Genomic DNA, 16,278 nt, shown 5'->3' with positions numbered 1-16,278 from the left:
GGGCGAGTCAAGCCAAATCAACTTGCTGCAGTCGTAGAACTCACTTCTGTTGTCTGGCTGGACAACAATGTATCAGACTTGGTGCCAAACTGCAAATGGTGGGCTTGGTGCCGCAGAACGCAACTGCTTCGGACCGGACACACACCGTTGTCCGCCGCAGCCACAAGGAACGGAACGGATGTCACAAACAGGCCTGGGCGTCGCCCTCAAGACGCTACGCGAGCGCAGAACCCTCTCATTGCGCGAAATCGGTCAACTGTCTTCGGTGGACCATGCCTATGTCCACCGGCTGGAGTCCGGCGAAAAGACAAATCCGTCAGTGGACTTAGTCGAGAAGCTGCTGAAGGTTCTCAAACCAGGTGAAAGAGATGCTGCGCTGGTGATGTGGCTTGTCGACCATGCGGAGGCCGATCCCCGCCTTGTTGAATTCGTGCTGAACGATCCTTCCATCAGCATCGACATCTTTTCGGCTGCAGCAGGCGTGAGGCATCGTGGAAATACAAGGCCCGATCCCGCGACACTGATCGCCCGGATACAGCGAGCATTCGAGGACGAGGATGACTGAATATGGATGAAGCGGATGTCACACAGAAAGCACGGGCCTTTGTTGCGAAGGTTGATGTGTCCGGCATCCGAGAAGACCTGACGCCCTATGTGGTCGCGGCCAACGCCAAAGTCAAGAAAGAGGAGCTTAGTGAGGGGGAGTCCGGCTACACGATCACCAAGCCGAATGGCAAGCACGTGATCACGGTGAATTCGCTGGAGACAGAAGAACGCCAACGCTTCACCATCTGCCACGAAATTGCGCATATCGTCCTTGCGCTGGAATCGAGCCACGAAGAGGTGCCGTCCTGGTCCTATGCGAAGCGGCATCCGAACGAAATCGCATGCGACACTTTCGCCGCCGAGTTGCTGATGCCGTATCAGCAATGGCTATCGCTTGTGCCCAAGGAAGAACCTTCGCTGGAGCTGATCCAGGGCATGGCGGCGCTTTTCAGCACATCATTTCCCGCCGCTGCGTCGCGGTTCGCCTCCCTCAGCGACATCCCTTGCGCCTTCGTCACCATGGAGCGCGGTGCAGTGCGCTACGCGGCACGCTCCACCAGTTTGCGACAGGCTGGGGCTTGGATATCTCCCAGGTCTGCCATTCCTGTCGGCTCTGTGGCTCACCGTCTCCGTTCTTCAGGCAGCAGTGCTGCCGACACAGATGAGGTTGCACAAGACATCTGGTTCGACAACTGGGAAAAGGGCCTCGATCTCTGGGAACTCTCCAGGCACTACGCACGTACTGACACCACGACCTCGCTGCTCTGGTTCGACAGCGACGATTTACCTGAGGTCGAAGTGAACCGCTTCGGTGTACGCGTCGAGGACGACGGTGGCTTGGCTGAACTCACTGGGCAGCTACCGTGGCCGGGACGCAGCAGGCGCCGCTGAGACCATTTGCGTTCGTGTGTCTGAGTGGCCACATGGCCTCGAAGATGTAGGGTGGATGCAGTGTCAAAGGTCAAAAGATGTTTGGTGTCGATGAGTCGCCATGAAGAGTGAGACGGAGATTATCTTGAACCGCTTTCACAGATACTTCTTGAACGTCGCCGACGCGATGCACACCGCGACGCCGAGCAGCGCCGCGCTGGGCAGCAGGATCAGCAGCGGATGCACGCTGACCGGCAGCGCGAGGTAAGTGACCCAGGGCAGCACCGCCAGCGGCATCAGGCTGGCTCTCGCCCGGTGGTAGACGAAGCCCGATTCGCGGCCGGCGCCGAAGCCGCGCACGTCGCGGCGCACGAGCCCGTCCACCAGGCCGGTGAAGGCCGCCATCAGGAACAGCGGCAAGGTCAGGACCAGCACCAGCAGCCGCACGAGGAACACCAGCACTGTGTACGCCGAGGCGATCAGGTAGCTCTCGACATGCACGTAGAGCTGACCGATGTAGTAGCGGAAGTCCTGCGCCTGGCTGCGCGCGCCGGCACGCGATTGCGCCGCCGCGTCGCGTATCCAGTCCAGCAGGCCCGTTTTCACGAACAGTCCTTGGTAGGCCCACTCGACGAGCTGGAGGGCGCTGCGCCCCGGCTCCTGCACCAGCACGCTTTGCGTGAAATGCTCCGAGACCTGCGACAGCTCGTAGTTCAGCATGCCCTGCGCATGGCGCCAGCCCTGCTCGGGCCAGAAGAAGTGCATGCCGATGCACTCGATCGCGATGCACAGCACCAGCGAACCGGCCAACACCCCGAACAGCCGGAACGGCAGCGTGATGAGGCCTGCGATCAGGCCCTGCTGGCGAACCTGCTGGCGCTGGACGGCGACGGCGGGGTCGCTCATCCCGTGGCCCCTTCATCCGCGCTGGCCATCTGCTTGAAGTCGGCGAGCAAGTCGTCGGGCAGTGCTTGGTCCTGCAGTCCGGGAAGCCCATTGTTGTCCCACCAATCGCCGGCCTCGACGTAGTGCTGGCGCATGTAGCCGGCCAGCTCCTGCAAATCCTTGGGCATGGCCTCGTCGGGGTCGGGCGCCGGCAAGGGCATGCGCACCTTCCAGAGGTGCCCGCCCTCGATCAGTGCAAAGCACTGGCCCTTGGGCAGCCCGACCACGTGCGCCGGTTCAATCAGCGGCACGCTGTTGCTGCTGATGCGGTCCTGCGTGTTGGAGGTGAAGGCGGTGTTGCCGGTCGGGTCCGAGCTGTCGGTGGCGCCGCTCATCACCGTCGTCGTGTAGACCTCGACCTTGGGCAGTTGCCGCGTCAGCAGTTCGGCCGTGGCGGTCTCGCGCACGCGCAGCATGAACAGGTTGTTGAAGTTGCCCACCACCTGGCCCGCCTTCGCGCGGTTGCCGATGCGTGCCTCGATGTCCGAGAGGGTCTGCGTGTAGGCCGTGACCTGGACGCCCGCGCCGCCGCCCTTGTTGACCATGGGTATGAACTCGTCGCCCATGAGTTCGTTGAACTCGTCGGCATGGACGTTGATGGGCACCTTGATGCCCGTCGCGGCACCCGGCAGGCCGTCGTCGATGCCGAACTTGTAGATGTGACCCGCGACGGATACGAGGTCGGAGAACATCGAATTGCCGACCGCCGCCGCGACTTCCGCGTCCGACAGTGCATCGAGGCCGACATAGACCACGGCCCGCTTCCTGATGATCTGCATCCAGTCGAAGATCGGGCGTGGGTCGGCGAGGTCCGAATAGTTCGGCGCCAGCAACTGCGCGATCTTGCCGGTGGTCAGCTTCTCCAGCAGCGGTAGGAGCGATGCGACGATCTTGTCGAAGTACGTCCTGTCGTAGCGCACCGCGCTGCGCAGGCCGTCGAGCACAGGGTCGTAGATGCGCACCTGCGACAGGTACTGCTCCAGCGCGACGACGCGCTTCTCGCGGCCGATCATGTTGCGCGGGATGTTCTTGTCGTTCAGCTTGGCTTCGAGCTGGACGATGACCTCCCAGGCCTTGGGCTCGTTCCGGGCGAAGTAGTGCTGGGCGTACTCGATGAACAGCGCATCGATGTTGATGACATGGCGCTGGATCAGCAGGTAGTCGGGCCGCTGCCCCAGCTCGACCAACGCCCGCGCGATGATGTTGACGAAGCGCCAGGCGAACTCGCGGAACGCCGCGCTGTTGCCTTCACCGGAAAGCTGGCCGGCGATGCGCGTGGCAACTTCCGAGATGCGTCCGAAGCGGCCCACCGCGTTGTAGCGGGCGCTGATGTCCGGCCAGCCCAGGTGGAAAACGTAGAACTCGCCTTCGCGTCCGGCGCGCTTGGCCTCCACGTACATGCGCTTCAACAGATCCGCATCGCCCTTGGGATCGAAGACGATCACGACCTCGTGCTGTCCATTGACCTTGCGCCGGATGTCCTGCGTGATGAACAGCTCGGCCAGGCGGGTCTTGCCGACGCGCGTGGTGCCTAACACCAAGCTGTGGCCGACGCGCTCGGCCAACGGCAGGGTGACGTCGACCTCGTGCGGCTCGATGCCGTGCAGCCGCGGCAGGCCGCCCACCGGCGGCAGCGGCCGCGCCGGGTTCAGCGGGCTGTCCCAGGCCAGGGCCTTCGCCATCTTGGACAACGGGTACGGCGCGAACTCCAGGCGCTCTTCCATGCGCCGTGCCATCCGATAGATTGCCGTCGGCTCCACGTAGCGACGGAACTCCGACCGATACGTCTGCATCAGTCGGTGCGTGTGACGCTGGTCCCAGTGGAAGCCCCGGCCGACGAACAGCCGCTGCTGGCTGACCGGCACGTCGCGGCTGGTCATCACGTAGCGCGGCAGGCGCCGGATGTTGCGCCGGTAGCGCAGGATGGCCCAGGCGTCGCGAAAGCGCAGCGCGCCGAAGGTGAGGAAAGCGAGCGCGCTGCCCAGGCCCAGCAAGGGACTCAGCGCGAGCGACCACGGGGCCACCAGGCACAGAAACGCGGCGCCCGCACAGACCGCGACGGTGTATAGCTCCACCGCTGGCCGCAGCAAGACTTCGACGGCTTGGGACTGGGGCATGGCGGGTGCTTCACGTCACGTCAGGGCTCGATGCCGGTGGCGGTGATCAGCACCGGGTAGTGCTTGAGCCCCAAGCGCTGCGCCAGCTCGTCGCCCGAGGCCGGCGACAGCATCAAGCCCGGTGCGAGGCGACGCAGCGCGGCCAGGGCTTCGGGCGTCGCCACGTTGACCACCAAGCCCACGGCGCGTAGCGCCTGCAAGTCCTTGCCCCGTCGTTGGAGCCAGGCTCGTGAGCGGTCGTCGTCGCCGATCAGGAACAGCGGCGTCAGGCCCGGCGCGCGGATCACGCGGCGCGGCTCGTCGCCGGGTGTCAGCCGCATCGAGCGCACCGGCAGCATGGCCGCCTCGGCTTCGGCCGGGCCGCCAATGCGCGGCTTGGTTTGCGGCGTGGCTGGCTGACCGGGCTGCGCATCCTGCGGATTCAAGGCCCGGTAGTACGGCAGCGCCGAGGTGCCGCCTTTGTCCTCGACCACGATCAGCGGCGGGGAACTGTTCTTGGTAACGGGGCCGCGGTCCTGCGCGTCTGCGGTGGTGGCCAGCAGCGCCGCAGTCGCGGCGACGAGGATGCGGTTCATGGCATGGGACTCCGGGCAGAGGGAAGTGAGGCTCCCGGCCCGAGCACGCGGGTCAGGTGCTGGTGGACGCTGCGGCGGTAACGGGCGGCGGGCGCCCCGCCCGCGGGGCGGTGGTAGCGGCCGATGGCGACCAGCCAGTCCTCGCCCGGCGTGTGCTGCTCCTGCAGGATTTCCGCGGCGATGGCGAGGTTGCGGTATGGGTCGAGCAGCTCGCAGGGATGCGCGTAGCGGTGCGCGTGGTAGCCGAGGTTGACCTGGCCGAGGCCGGCGTCGATGCGGTTGACCGGCGTGCGGGCGAGCGCCCGGCGGATGCCGGCGCAGGCCTCGGCCCGCGTGGCATAGCGTTCGGCGCGGCCGGCGACGTTGAGCGTCCACGGCCACGGGATCAGCCGGCCGCGCAGCCGGGCGCCGCTCTCCTGCAGCGCCACCGCATACAGCACCGGCGACGGCACGCCCGCCTGCTGGGCGGCGAGCTGGTAGGCGGGTGGTGGCACCTCCTGGCCGAAGACGATGGCGGCATGGGCGCTGAGGCCGAGGACCAAGGCCGCGCAGCCTGCACGGCGGGTTACTGCCGCTGCCATTGGCCGTTGACCTCGCGCACCACGGCGGGCAGATCGCCGGGCAGGCCGAGCGACAGCCAGCGCCCGGCGTCATGGTTGAGCGTGATGGTGCGGGAGCGCACGCGGCCGGCGTCGATGCCGGCCTGCGTCGCCCACTGGCGGATGCGGGCGTCCTCCTGGCGGCTGCCGACCATGTAGAGGTCGAAGGCGGTGCCGGCCACCTGCAGCTGGCGCACGCGCTGCTCGCACGACGGGCACTCGGCCTTCACGAAAACCGCCAGCCGGCCCGAGCCCCGGTTGCCGGCGCCCGGCGCCTTCGCACCCGGCATGTTCACGCGCTGCTGTCCCGGATAGAGCCGCTTCCACGCCGCGTCGTAGGCCCGCTGGTAGGCCAGCGTCTTGCCCACGCGCTTCGATTCCGCCTGCACCTGCAGCTCCGCATAGCGGTTGCGTTCCTCGTCGCTGCGCGCCTCGATGCCCAGCGCCGTGAGCGGATCGAGGTTCGGGGAATAGATGCCCAGCGGCCCCTGCATCAGTTGGCGGTAGCGCGCCCACTCATCGGAGCGCAGGCCCCAATCGCGCGCCAGCCGTTCGTCCAGCGCGGCGTCGCTGCTGTTCTGAATCTGGGCGGGCACCGTGCGCGAGGACGCGACCGGCGCCGACTGTGCCGAGGCCGTGCCTGCCGTTCCTGCGACAGCGGCGAGGATGGCGGCGAAGCAGATCGCGGCGTGCTTCATGGCCGGCTCCTACGGCAGCGCGAGGCGCTGGGTCTGTCCATCCACGCGGAACACGGCGGCGCGCGCCTCGATCGCCAGCAGATGCCACGCGCCCACGGCATCGCCTTCGCGCAGCAGCCACACGTCCAGCACCGACGACGCCTTGGGTGCCGCCACCGACAGGAAGCGCTCGCCGCCGCGCAGCTCCACGCCCACGACGTTGAACGGCGGTTCGGGCACCTTGGGCTTGGCCGGCTCGGCGGTGCGCCGGGGTGCCGCGGCAGGCGCGGCGGTTCGCTTCATGCGAGCTTCGAGGTCGCCCATGCGCGCCTGCAGCGCCTGCAAGTCGCCGGCATGGGCGTCTGCGCCCTGGGTGTGCTCCACCTGTGCCAGGCGTTCGTCCAGCAACTTGCGGGCGGCCTCGAAGTCGGGTTGGGTGACGGGCTTGGGCTGGTTCTTCGAGGCCGCCGCCTGCTGTTCGAGTTCGGCGACGCGCGTGTTGAGCGCCTGCACGTGGGCATCCTGGGCGCTGGCCTGGCTTTGCTCGCTCAGGCGCGACAGGCCCACGCTGTTGACCACGGCCAGGATGCTCACGAGCAGCAGCCATGCGGCCGCTGTGATCTTCAACCAGCGCGCGCGGCCGGCGTTCTCGTCGGGAAGCTGCGGGATGGTCATGGCTGGGCCTCCTGGGGCACGTGGGAATCGGCGGGTTCGGCGGCCGGCGCGCTCGGTGCCGGAGCCGCGGGAATCGGGCTTGCGCTCGGCGCACGCGCAGTCGTCACGCGCGTGAAGCACACCGCGCGCGAAGCGTCATCGACGGACAACTCCCAGGCCGGGCCGGCGAGTGCCAGCAAGGCATCGCGCAGCGGCAGCGGCCCGAGCCGCAGGTGCGCCGCCGGCAGCGGCAACGCGTACAGCGCGGTCGCCTCCGTCGCGTCGCAGAGCCGGTAGCCGGTGCGCAGCAGCACGTGCCGAAGGGCATCGCCGACGCTCGCGTCCAAGATCGGCGGAATCGAAATCTCGATCACCTGTCGCAGCAGGTCGCGCTGTGCCGGTTCCGGCACCATCTCGACCAGCGTGTAGCGCCCGTAGCGGGCCACCGGGATCAGGCCCGGCTCGGGCTCCGGGGCGATGGTTCTGACCAACACCGCAGGCTCGGGGAGCGAGTCATGGACAGTGGGAGGGCTCGTCGTGCCCGTGGCGGCGCAGCCGGTGATGAGCACGCAGCCGGCCAGCAAGGCAGGCACAGCCAAGCGGTGAGCGACGCAGGTGAGTGGTTGCATGGGGCAATTCCCTGGAACACGGAGCCCTCACCATCGCCGCCGCGAAGCGTTCGGGCAGCAAACAAAGGGAACTGGCAGGCGCCCGACTTCATCGCGCGCCATCGATGCACGGAAAAAAGAAGCCGGCGCCCCGAAGGGCAGCCGGCGTGGGTGGGTGGATCAGGCCGCGACGAGTTGCCGGGCCAGTGCCACCTCGACGGAATCACCGTCCTGGTTCAGCACGTCCAATCCCGACTCGGGCACGTCTCCCGACGTGCTCTGCGAGACCATGATCTTTCGCGCCATCAGCCCCAGGCAGGTCATCTGCGAGGAAGCCGCGTAGCCGAGGTAGATCACGCGAACCGGCAGCTTCTGGCCGATGCGCCATGAGCGCCGGGCCGCCTGCTGCAGGCTGTAGACGTTGTAGCCCGACTGCATGAACACGATCGTCGGAAACTCCAACAGGTCCAGGCCGGTTTTCACCAGCTCGGGGTTCGTGATCAGCACGTCGATGCCGCGGTCCAACTGCTCGGCGATCCAGTCCTCGCGGCGGGAGGCATCCACGCTTGCGCGCAGCACCGCCACCTTGAAGCCTTCCTGCTCCAGCAGCACCTTCAAGCGCGACGTGGTGTCGCGCGTGCCGGTGTAGACCGAATAGACCAGCGTCTTGCGACCCGCAGCCTTCTCCTGCTTGCAGATCTCGATCAGCTCGCGCTCCTTGGGCATCACCTCCAGCTCGTTGAACTGAGCCGGAACGAAGGCCAAGGTCTGGCGTGTGCGCGGGTGCACCACCGTCTCCGACCGGAAGCAGCAATCCGGCCAGGCCAGCAGCACGTTGAGGACCACACCGAGCAGCGTCGTGTCGCGCTTGGCCAGCGCCTGTTTCAGCGCCGAGGTCAGACGAAACGACAGATCGCGATAAGCCGCGGCTTGCGCCGTGTCCATCGCCACCTCGCGGAACTCCTCGTCGTAGGACGGCAGCACGTTGCCGCCGATGTCCTTCAACTTGAGGAATACCGTGAACGGCAGGACGCAACGCAGCACGCCCTTCGGGCCGAAGCCCGGCGCCTTGACCGTGCGCACCGAGACCTTGCTGCCCTTGGCCGTCTTGTGCGCCGTGCCCGTGCTCTCGGAATAGATGTCCTTGAGGATGCCGTGATCCCTCATGAACGCCATCGCGGCCGAGGTCATGCTGCCGCTCTTGGTCGGGCGGTAGCCGTCTTCGATCATTCGCCCAGGCAGGGCTCGGAACAGCAGGTGGAACAGGTCGTCGCCGTAGCCGCCCATCAGCGTGCCAGTGAGCAGCAAGGCCTTGCGCGCCTTCGCTGCGAGCACGCCCATGGCCTGGCCTTGGGCGCTACCGCCGTTCTTGTACTCATGCGCCTCGTCGGCGATGAGCAGGTCGAACGTGCCTTGCGGCAAGTACCTTTTGATGAATTCGCTGGGCTGATACCCGCCCTCGCCGAAGCCGAACTCCATGTTCGCCATCGCCCGCTCCATGCGGTGCGCCTGACGATCCGAGAACACCAGCTCACCGTTGGCATCCATGAGGTTGATGAACTCGTGGATGTTGTCGCCCAGCATTGAGGCCAGGAAGCCGTCGCCGAACTTCTTCATCAGCTTATGCGCCGTGACCTCTCCGATGGTCGGGATGCGCTGCAAGGCTTTGAAGACGGCCGTGGACTGGTCGCTGGCGGACAGGCTCCGCGGTCGCATCAGCGTCCACAGCGGTGCGGCGCAATGGCTGCACCGGCGGCGGTAGTCCTCGGCTTCGAGTTCGACCGGGTTGATCGGCTCGCCGTCGAGATTGGTGATGACCTGGCCGCAGTCCGGGCATGCGCCCACTTCGCCGTGCCGCGTGCGCCGCACGTTGAAGACGGGCTTCCAGTGGAAACCCATGCGCATCCGCACGCGACCGAGAACGTAGAACTCCTGGCCGCGTACCGGCACGCCCAATTGCTCGCGCAGTTTGATGAGCTTGACCAGCGTGTCCGGGCCATTGAGCACCCAGACCTTGGCGCCGGCCACCGTCTCCTGGATTTCCCGGCGCCATTTGTAGACCAGGTGAGGCGGCGAGAGGATCAGCGTGCGGCGATAGCCTTCGGCGTGCAGCACGGCCGCCGTGGCGATGCCGACCGTGGTCTTGCCGCAGCCCATCTCGCCATTGACGATCGCGGCGCGTTCGCCGCGGTCGGCCAGCAGCTCGGTAACGGCATGCACCACCTCGGCCTGCGCGCCGAACAGCTTGCGCTTGAGACTGGCCAGCACGAGCTGGCGATGCGGCCGGGCCTGGCCGGTGTAGACGGGAGGGTTGGCGCGGTTGAGCGAGTCCAGCAGCTCGTCGCCGAATTCGGCAACGAAATCCTGAAGGCTCATCGCCAGGGGAGAAGCAGTCGCTTCGAGCACGTCGCTCTGGACGGGCGTGCCATCAGCGGCGGGAACGACTTCGGTATCGAGGGACATGGTGATGCTCCAAAGAAGATGGGGCATGCACCTCCCCCTGCGGGGCGATGGCATGCCCCGGGGTGGGAAGAGAAGAACGGCGCGAAGCCGCAGTGGAAGAACAGATCGACGGCGACCGTCAGGGAACAGCGATCAGCGGATGGTCAACACCTCGCCGCAGGTCGGCGAGCCTGGTGTCATGTCCCAGGCACGGATGACCGGCACGAACTTGTCGGTCAGGATGCGCGTCTCGGCCACGGAACCGTCGTCGCGCTCGGTGTACTCCGTGTGCAAGGTCTTCTCCTTGTGGGTGTCGCCTTTGACGACGAGCACGCGGCCCGTCTTGGACTTCACCACTCCGGAGATCGCACCTGCGGCGAGTGCCAAGGCGAGATGCCAATGCGATAAACCTCGCGCCGGGGACCGCAGCGACTGCTGCGCGGCGCCCAGGTGCGTGTCGAGCGTCGGCCAGAGCCCTTGCAGTCGGCCGACTTCCTCGGCGAACTGCTCGGGCTCCATCGTCACGCGGTAGAAGTGCTCCGGCTCGGCCGTGGCAGGCACCGTGTAGGGCAGGAACGGCCATTCGACTGGCAGCTCTTCCGCTTCGGCGTCGCCAAGACCTATCTGCAGCAGCAGCGCGCGCGTGGCCTTGACAGACTCCGATGCCTGGTCGCGCTGGCGAACCTTGCGACCGAAGATCACGACCTGCTTGAACTGCGTGTCCACCGCGCGGTAGATGCGCAACTCGGCGAAGTGCCGGGTCAGCCATCCGACCAGCTCGGCGTCGAGCACGTAGTGCGGGACGATGTAGATCAGCACGCCGCCGTACTGCAACAGCGGCAGCGCCTTCTGATAGAACAGCTTTTCCAGCCGAGCGCGGCCCTGGCCCTGGTAGCCGACGTTGCCGTTGGTGTCCTTGGACAGGTCGCCATACGGCGGGTTGAGCCACAGCAGGCCGAAGCTCTGCCGGCTGATCAGTGTGTCCATCAGGTCGCCGTGGATGCAGCGATCGACCAGTTGCCGGGCATGGCGTGCGCGCTCGGCCTCGTACTCGACGGCGAAGGCCTGGACCTGCTCGCGCCCGAGGGCGTGCGCGGCTTCGGCGATCGCCACGCCTTCGCCGGCGCAGGGATCGAGGATGCACAGCGGCCCGGCCGAGGCCTCGGCGGGCGCCAGTGCGGTGAGTGCTCTTTCGAGCGTGGGTTCATCCGTGGGGAAGTACCCGTTCTTGACGAAGTTGCGGGCGAGCCGCGGGAACATGAGGGCCATGGGAATCTCCTGGCATTGAAGATGAAGGGATGCGGACATGCGCGCGTGCATGTCCGGTGAAGGAACCTCAAGCCACCGCTTCGAGCGGTTGCGCCGAGGGGGTGCGGCTGGCGGGTGCGCCGCCGACGAGCGCGCCGCTGCGGATCAGGCCGCCCAGCACCTCGGTCAGCGTCGGCACGTCGATGGCGAGCCGATGGCCTTCCAGAGGCCCGAGGGCGAACGGCAGGCGCGTCAGCATCGACTTCGCCTGCAGCAGTTCCAGTACGCTGTCGCGCCAGGGATCGAGAAGCGGCAGCGGGCACGTGTCCCGCACCAGCGTCCACAGCCGGTCGAGCCGGTGCGTGGAATCGCGAGGCAGGAGCGCCAGTGCGCTGGCGTTGGCCTTGTCGGGTTTGACGCAGCGCCGATCGAACAGCCAGATGTTGGTCAGCGAGCCGAACAGCGTGCGCCGGTAGGCGCGTGCGCTGCGTTTCTCCAGGTTCTCGACGTTGCCGACGAAGACCGGGATGCTGGCGCCCTGCTCGGTGATGACGTGGAACTGATCCAGTCCCTGTTCGTCCCGGCCCAGGGTGAGGCGGGCCAGGAATTCCTGGACGGCGGTGTCGCGCGCCCAGAGGGAGATGAAGACCAGGTTGCCGTTCTCGTCACCGACGACGCCATCGGCCATCAGGTCGGGGCATTCGTCGATGCGATAGAGCGTCTTGGGGGAAGAAGGTGCAGGCATGGTGATGTCCTCGAAGTGAGCGGAGACAGCACCAACCGCGAGGGCAGTCACTGCCCCAGGGGGATGGAAGAAGACGCGGTGAGCGTCGTGGTGAAGAATCAGACCGTGCGTCGCAACGCACCGTAGCCTTGAAGGTCTGGACTACCTGGGCATGTTGTCGGCAACGCCGACGGACATGGGACATAGCCTGCGCCAAGGTGCGCCTACAGCGGGAGCGGAAAACCGACCCAGCGTCCAACCCTGTTTGCGCTGGCGCATCGCCCGCGGCCTGGAAGGACGGCCATAAAAGAAAACCGCCCCGGGAACACCGAGGCGGCAAAGATGACTGCTTGGCTCAGGGAGGAAAAGCCAGGGAGGTATGCAGTCGAACCGCAATTTTCGCGGCGGCAGCGAATTGCCGCATTAGGGTTACACCGAACCAAACTGAACGTGGTGCGCTGGCAGCACAGCGCCGCCAAAGAAAAAGCGGACCATGCCGCGAGGCACGATCCGCTTGTGGGTCAGGCTTTGAGCTGACGCAGGCCATCCGCGAGCAGCCAAAGCGCCCGGTTGAGCCGGACGTTCTGGTCGATGCTCTGAACGGGTCGCGTGCGCTGCTGGCGCCCGTTGGCGGCACGGCCAGTCAGGCCGCCCTTGACCAGGTTCTCCTGAACCCGGTTGAAGACCGACCAAAGATCGGCACGGTTGTCGTCGAAACGACGAGGCCGCAGGATCTGCGTCTCCGTGATGGGCAAGGCCTTGCCCGACTCGTCGTACTTCAAGGTCAGCGCCGACCTGGCGAAGACTTCGGCCTCGCCGTCGTCGAGGGTGATGACGCGCATGGCGTCGCGCGAGTCCTGCACGCGCTCGAAGCCGTGCAGCACCTCGTAGGCGCCTTCGATCACGTGATCGGTGACGTTGCCCTTGTGGGGCACGCGCACGTCGGCGAAGGTGTCGCCGCACACCAGGCCGTTGTGGCAGACGAATCTGAACATGCCCGCGAGCATCTGGTAGCTGCTGGTGCCGTCGTGCGAGTTGAGCAGGATGATCTCGTTCGCCTCGGCGCCGTTGATCTGGCTGGCGTGGCGAAGGCGCAGCATGTGCTTGGTGTAGTCGCGGCGATCCTCGTGTCGCACGCGGGTCTGGCACACCATGAACGGCTGGAAACCTTCTCTGCGCAGTTCGGTCAGCACAGCCGCCGTGGGGATGTAACTGTACCGTTCGGAGCGGCTTTCGTGCGGGGTGTCCGCGAAGATGGATGGGGCCACGGTGCGAATCTGATCGTCCGACAACGGATGGTCGGCGCGCAGCACCGGGGAACGAGGGGCGAAGCGAGATGCGAGTTGCATGATGATCTCCTTGCGGAATGGAGCAATCGGCATCCAGCGGCCGAGGCCGGATGCGTGCGATTGCGTAGGACGAAGAAAAGCCCTGCTGAACAGGGCCTGATGAAAGGGATGAAGAAGTGCGCCGCGTGAAGGCCGGCCTATGGGTTCGGAACCGGCTCCCAGCCGCGGCTGTGCGGGTTGAAGCAAAGCGCTTCCTGGCCTTTGAGGATCGGCGTGAAGCCGTCGAGAAAGACGTGTCGCAGGTACAGCGCGCGGTAGGTCAGTGCCTGCCACGCCTGTTCTTCGCTCAGGCCGTTGGCGATGAAGTGCTCGCGCAGTTCGTCGTCGTCGGAAACCTCGTTGTTGGCCAACTGGTCTTCGACGAAGCGAAGCAGCTCGGGCGGCAAGGACGACATGAGGGTGTCCATGTTCGCCTCAGTCGGTGGCTGCATCGCCGGCCGCTTTGCGCGTCGGCTGCTGGTGGAAGGCATGCACCCTTGCGCGCCAGGTGGCGCAGCGCTGCGGCGCCATGTCGAGATAGCGCAGCGGGCACGAGTAGCAGTACGGGTGCTCGGCCTCGACCAGGAACTTGTAGCCCCATTCGCGGCCCTCGCTTTCCAGCAGATGGCAGCCGATCAAGGTGGCCGACTCGCCGGGTGCGAGACCCAGGACGCCGGCCTGCTTGGCGGTGACGCGCGCCACCGTCCACAGCACGTTGCCGACCAGCGTGTGGTCGATGACCTCACTGCGCGACCGCTCGGTTTCCTCGGTTGCGGTCAGCTCGCGGATCAACTGATCGCGCGTCAATCGAACGAATGTCCAGCCCATGGAATGACTCCTGTGAGAAAGGGCCGGAGTCCTCCCGCCGGGGAAGGAGCCCCGGCGGGTGGTGGAAAGCCGCAGGCATGCGGCGTGAAATGGCGATGGGATCAGACCCTGGTGAGGTGCCAGTCCTGGGACAGCGGAGCGAACTCGTAGCCCAGGTCGCCGAGGCGGTCGCGCTGCTGACGCAGCACGCGCCGATCCACGGTGGCATCGAGCTTGACGACATCGCCCAGCGGCCAGAGTGTGCCGAACAGCGCCGCGTCGCCGTCGTCGTCCGCATGGGCCGTAGCCTCGGCAGACGCAGCAGCCGGCTCGCTGCCGAACGGCGTGGTATCGACCAGCGGGTCGCGCGAGCTGCGCGCCTTCTTCCGGCCGGCCGCCTTGGGGGCGGTCGTCGGCGTCGGCGTGGCGGTCTGCGCTTCCTCGTCGATCGGATCGACTTCCTGCGGACTCAGCCGGCGGGCGTCGTCACGGCTCAGGGCGTCGATGTTGGACAAAGTCATCCCACCCAGGAGGGCGCGGATCTCAATGACCATGCGGCCGTTGGCGGTGTACGTGGACGGGCGAATCTCCGCGATGGCGAAATCGCCCTCGTACTTGCCTTCGGCGTACTGGTCGAGTTCGGCGTTCTTCACGACGAACTCGCCGATGGAGGTCGCAAGGCGCCCGACGTTGAAGTCGCCGTTACGGCCGTGGATGGTCTTGATGGCCAATTGGCCGGGAATGGTGATCATGAAGAACTCCTGCGGACGAAGCTGCGATCACGCACACGGCCGTCATGGCGACGGTCGCATGCGCACGCGAGTGGGAGAAGACAAGGCCCCGGACTCAATTCAGAGTCGGGGCCTTGCGGATCAGAACGACTCGGCAACTTCCAATGCAGGCGCATCGGCAGTGGCTTCGTCGGCAGCTTCGGCGGCGGGCCTGGCGGGCTCGAACGCAGCGGCTTGCGGCTCAGCGAACGTCGCGGGGACATCCGTGTTACGCACGTCGCGTTCGTCGCGCTGGTCGGCATCGGTCGGCTTGGGCTCGGCCTTGTAGACGAGCTTGCCGTCGACCTTGATCCAACCGACGAACAGCAGGCGGGCCTTGAAGCTCACCCCCTGCTCGCCGGCACGCTTGCCCTTGGAGTAGGTGAAGGTGTCGGCCCACAGGTCGCCCAGACGGAAGCCGATCATCACTTTCTTCTCGGCATCGACCGCTTGGATGCAGCGGCGCACGAGGTGCTGCGCTTCGGAGCCCGAGACGCGCGTGTCGAAACGCACGTAGGCCACGTCATCGCTGGGGCCGTTGAGCGCCGCGATGTCGCAGGCCAGGAACGCATCGCCTTTCTTGGGCTTCACTTCGCGGATGCGATTGAGATACCCGAGTCCGGTGATGTGCAGGTCGAAGTAGGACTTGTCGGTGGAAGTGGTCATGGTGAATCTCCTGAGAACAATGAGGCGGAGACACACCCGACCCAAGGCGGGGAAGGTGTGGAACCCCCGCGTGGGTTGAAGGAACAGCTTGGGTGGCATCACCATCGGGAGAACCGATGGCTGTTCGCGCTGGGATGCCGGAGCGAACTGGTTGATCAACGCGGTCGGAACCGCGTCGCAGTCTTGAAGATCGAGACTGCCTGGGCATGCTGCTGACGGGCGTCAGCGGAACATGGCGGCAGCGTGGCGCCAGGCGCGCGCCCGCGCGAGCGGCAATCGGCACCGGCGGCTGTCCGCATTAGTGGCACCCTCTCGCCACCGGGTTGGGCAGGTACTGCCGCTTGCGGACCAGCATCTCGAAGGGCTCGCCCGCGCGGCTGGCGGTATCGAAGTCCACCACCACGAAGCCCGGTTCGATGGGCCGGTACTCCAGCCAGTGGATCGGCACTTGCCAGTGCTCGGCGCAGTCGCGCACGAAGCGCAAGGTGGCTTCCACTTCTTTTCCGGTGTTGGCGAAGCAGACGACGGCATCTGCGGGCAGGCCGCCGTTGGCTTGCAGCACGCGCCAGAGCATGTACGCGCTGGTGCGGCCGCCGCTGAAGCTGATGCAGGTCGGTTGCTCGATCTTGAACGGGTCTCGCATGCAGGCGTCACCAGGCGGTGGCACCGGCAGATGCCGGCGTGAGCGGCCCGAGCCGGACT

At 66.3% G+C, this 16,278-nt stretch carries 18 protein-coding genes; 2 read left to right on the top strand and 16 right to left on the bottom strand.

The genetic code is table 11. The features are described 5' to 3' along the window. The first annotated feature begins 178 nt into the window (after window positions 1–178). Together LG202_RS10975 and LG202_RS10970 are read left to right on the top strand one after the other, a co-directional pair. Window positions 179–565 (top strand): helix-turn-helix domain-containing protein, encoded by a 387-nt coding sequence (locus LG202_RS10975; RefSeq protein ID WP_003454804.1) that lies wholly within the window; start codon window positions 179–181, stop codon window positions 563–565. 2 nt (window positions 566–567) lie between these two features. After that, on the top strand, window positions 568–1,437 hold the full coding sequence (locus LG202_RS10970; RefSeq protein ID WP_003454806.1) for an ImmA/IrrE family metallo-endopeptidase: 870 nt from the start codon (window positions 568–570) through the stop codon (window positions 1,435–1,437). Window positions 1,438–1,572: 135 nt separating this feature from the next. On the opposite strand, the gene LG202_RS10965 is transcribed toward LG202_RS10970, so the two are convergent. From LG202_RS10965 to LG202_RS10890, 16 genes are all read right to left on the bottom strand, one after another. Beyond that, window positions 1,573–2,322 (bottom strand): TIGR03747 family integrating conjugative element membrane protein, encoded by a 750-nt coding sequence (locus LG202_RS10965; RefSeq protein ID WP_004265580.1) that lies wholly within the window; start codon window positions 2,320–2,322, stop codon window positions 1,573–1,575. After that, on the bottom strand, window positions 2,319–4,478 hold the full coding sequence (gene traD, locus LG202_RS10960; RefSeq protein ID WP_021194022.1) for a type IV conjugative transfer system coupling protein TraD: 2,160 nt from the start codon (window positions 4,476–4,478) through the stop codon (window positions 2,319–2,321). The genes LG202_RS10965 and traD overlap by 4 nt, the downstream gene beginning before the upstream one ends. A 20-nt stretch (window positions 4,479–4,498) precedes the next feature. Further along, window positions 4,499–5,053 (bottom strand): integrating conjugative element protein, encoded by a 555-nt coding sequence (locus LG202_RS10955; RefSeq protein WP_004265578.1) that lies wholly within the window; start codon window positions 5,051–5,053, stop codon window positions 4,499–4,501. Further along, on the bottom strand, window positions 5,050–5,595 hold the full coding sequence (locus LG202_RS10950) for a transglycosylase SLT domain-containing protein (protein ID WP_004265577.1): 546 nt from the start codon (window positions 5,593–5,595) through the stop codon (window positions 5,050–5,052). The genes LG202_RS10955 and LG202_RS10950 overlap by 4 nt, the downstream gene beginning before the upstream one ends. 23 nt (window positions 5,596–5,618) lie before the next feature. After that, window positions 5,619–6,350 (bottom strand): TIGR03759 family integrating conjugative element protein, encoded by a 732-nt coding sequence (locus LG202_RS10945; protein ID WP_004265574.1) that lies wholly within the window; start codon window positions 6,348–6,350, stop codon window positions 5,619–5,621. A gap of 9 nt (window positions 6,351–6,359) precedes the next feature. Continuing rightward, window positions 6,360–7,004, bottom strand: coding sequence for a hypothetical protein (locus LG202_RS10940; protein WP_004265569.1), 645 nt, complete (start codon window positions 7,002–7,004; stop codon window positions 6,360–6,362). Continuing rightward, window positions 7,001–7,612, bottom strand: a complete 612-nt coding sequence (pilL2, locus tag LG202_RS10935) for a PFGI-1 class ICE element type IV pilus protein PilL2 (protein ID WP_016451646.1) — start codon at window positions 7,610–7,612, stop codon at window positions 7,001–7,003. The genes LG202_RS10940 and pilL2 overlap by 4 nt, the downstream gene beginning before the upstream one ends. Before the next feature lie 159 nt (window positions 7,613–7,771). Further along, complete coding sequence (locus LG202_RS10930; RefSeq protein ID WP_016451645.1) at window positions 7,772–10,054, bottom strand: helicase-related protein; 2,283 nt, start codon at window positions 10,052–10,054, stop codon at window positions 7,772–7,774. Window positions 10,055–10,186: 132 nt separating this feature from the next. Next, complete coding sequence (locus tag LG202_RS10925) at window positions 10,187–11,302, bottom strand: DUF6094 domain-containing protein (RefSeq protein WP_004265560.1); 1,116 nt, start codon at window positions 11,300–11,302, stop codon at window positions 10,187–10,189. Window positions 11,303–11,369: 67 nt separating this feature from the next. Beyond that, window positions 11,370–12,026, bottom strand: coding sequence for a hypothetical protein (locus tag LG202_RS10920; protein ID WP_004265557.1), 657 nt, complete (start codon window positions 12,024–12,026; stop codon window positions 11,370–11,372). Between the two features lie 500 nt (window positions 12,027–12,526). Further along, window positions 12,527–13,354, bottom strand: a complete 828-nt coding sequence (locus LG202_RS10915; RefSeq protein WP_169340760.1) for a DUF932 domain-containing protein — start codon at window positions 13,352–13,354, stop codon at window positions 12,527–12,529. Between the two features lie 137 nt (window positions 13,355–13,491). Further along, entirely contained in the window at window positions 13,492–13,761 is a 270-nt protein-coding gene (locus LG202_RS10910; protein WP_003454871.1) for a hypothetical protein, read from the bottom strand. A gap of 7 nt (window positions 13,762–13,768) precedes the next feature. After that, the gene (locus tag LG202_RS10905; RefSeq protein WP_079435567.1) at window positions 13,769–14,161 is read right to left on the bottom strand and encodes a hypothetical protein; all 393 of its coding nucleotides are present in this window, start codon (window positions 14,159–14,161) and stop codon (window positions 13,769–13,771) included. A 101-nt stretch (window positions 14,162–14,262) separates the two neighbouring features. Then, window positions 14,263–14,892, bottom strand: coding sequence for a DUF3275 family protein (locus LG202_RS10900; RefSeq protein WP_003454876.1), 630 nt, complete (start codon window positions 14,890–14,892; stop codon window positions 14,263–14,265). A 120-nt stretch (window positions 14,893–15,012) separates the two neighbouring features. Then, the gene (locus LG202_RS10895) at window positions 15,013–15,576 is read right to left on the bottom strand and encodes an STY4534 family ICE replication protein (protein ID WP_079435568.1); all 564 of its coding nucleotides are present in this window, start codon (window positions 15,574–15,576) and stop codon (window positions 15,013–15,015) included. Between the two features lie 298 nt (window positions 15,577–15,874). Next, complete coding sequence (locus tag LG202_RS10890; protein WP_003454883.1) at window positions 15,875–16,219, bottom strand: hypothetical protein; 345 nt, start codon at window positions 16,217–16,219, stop codon at window positions 15,875–15,877. Window positions 16,220–16,278: the final 59 nt, after the last annotated feature.

It is taken from the genome of Methylobacillus methanolivorans (assembly GCF_054588515.1).
The sequence above is the reverse complement of the archived record's forward strand: the minus strand, read 5'-3'. Positions and strand labels throughout refer to the sequence as shown.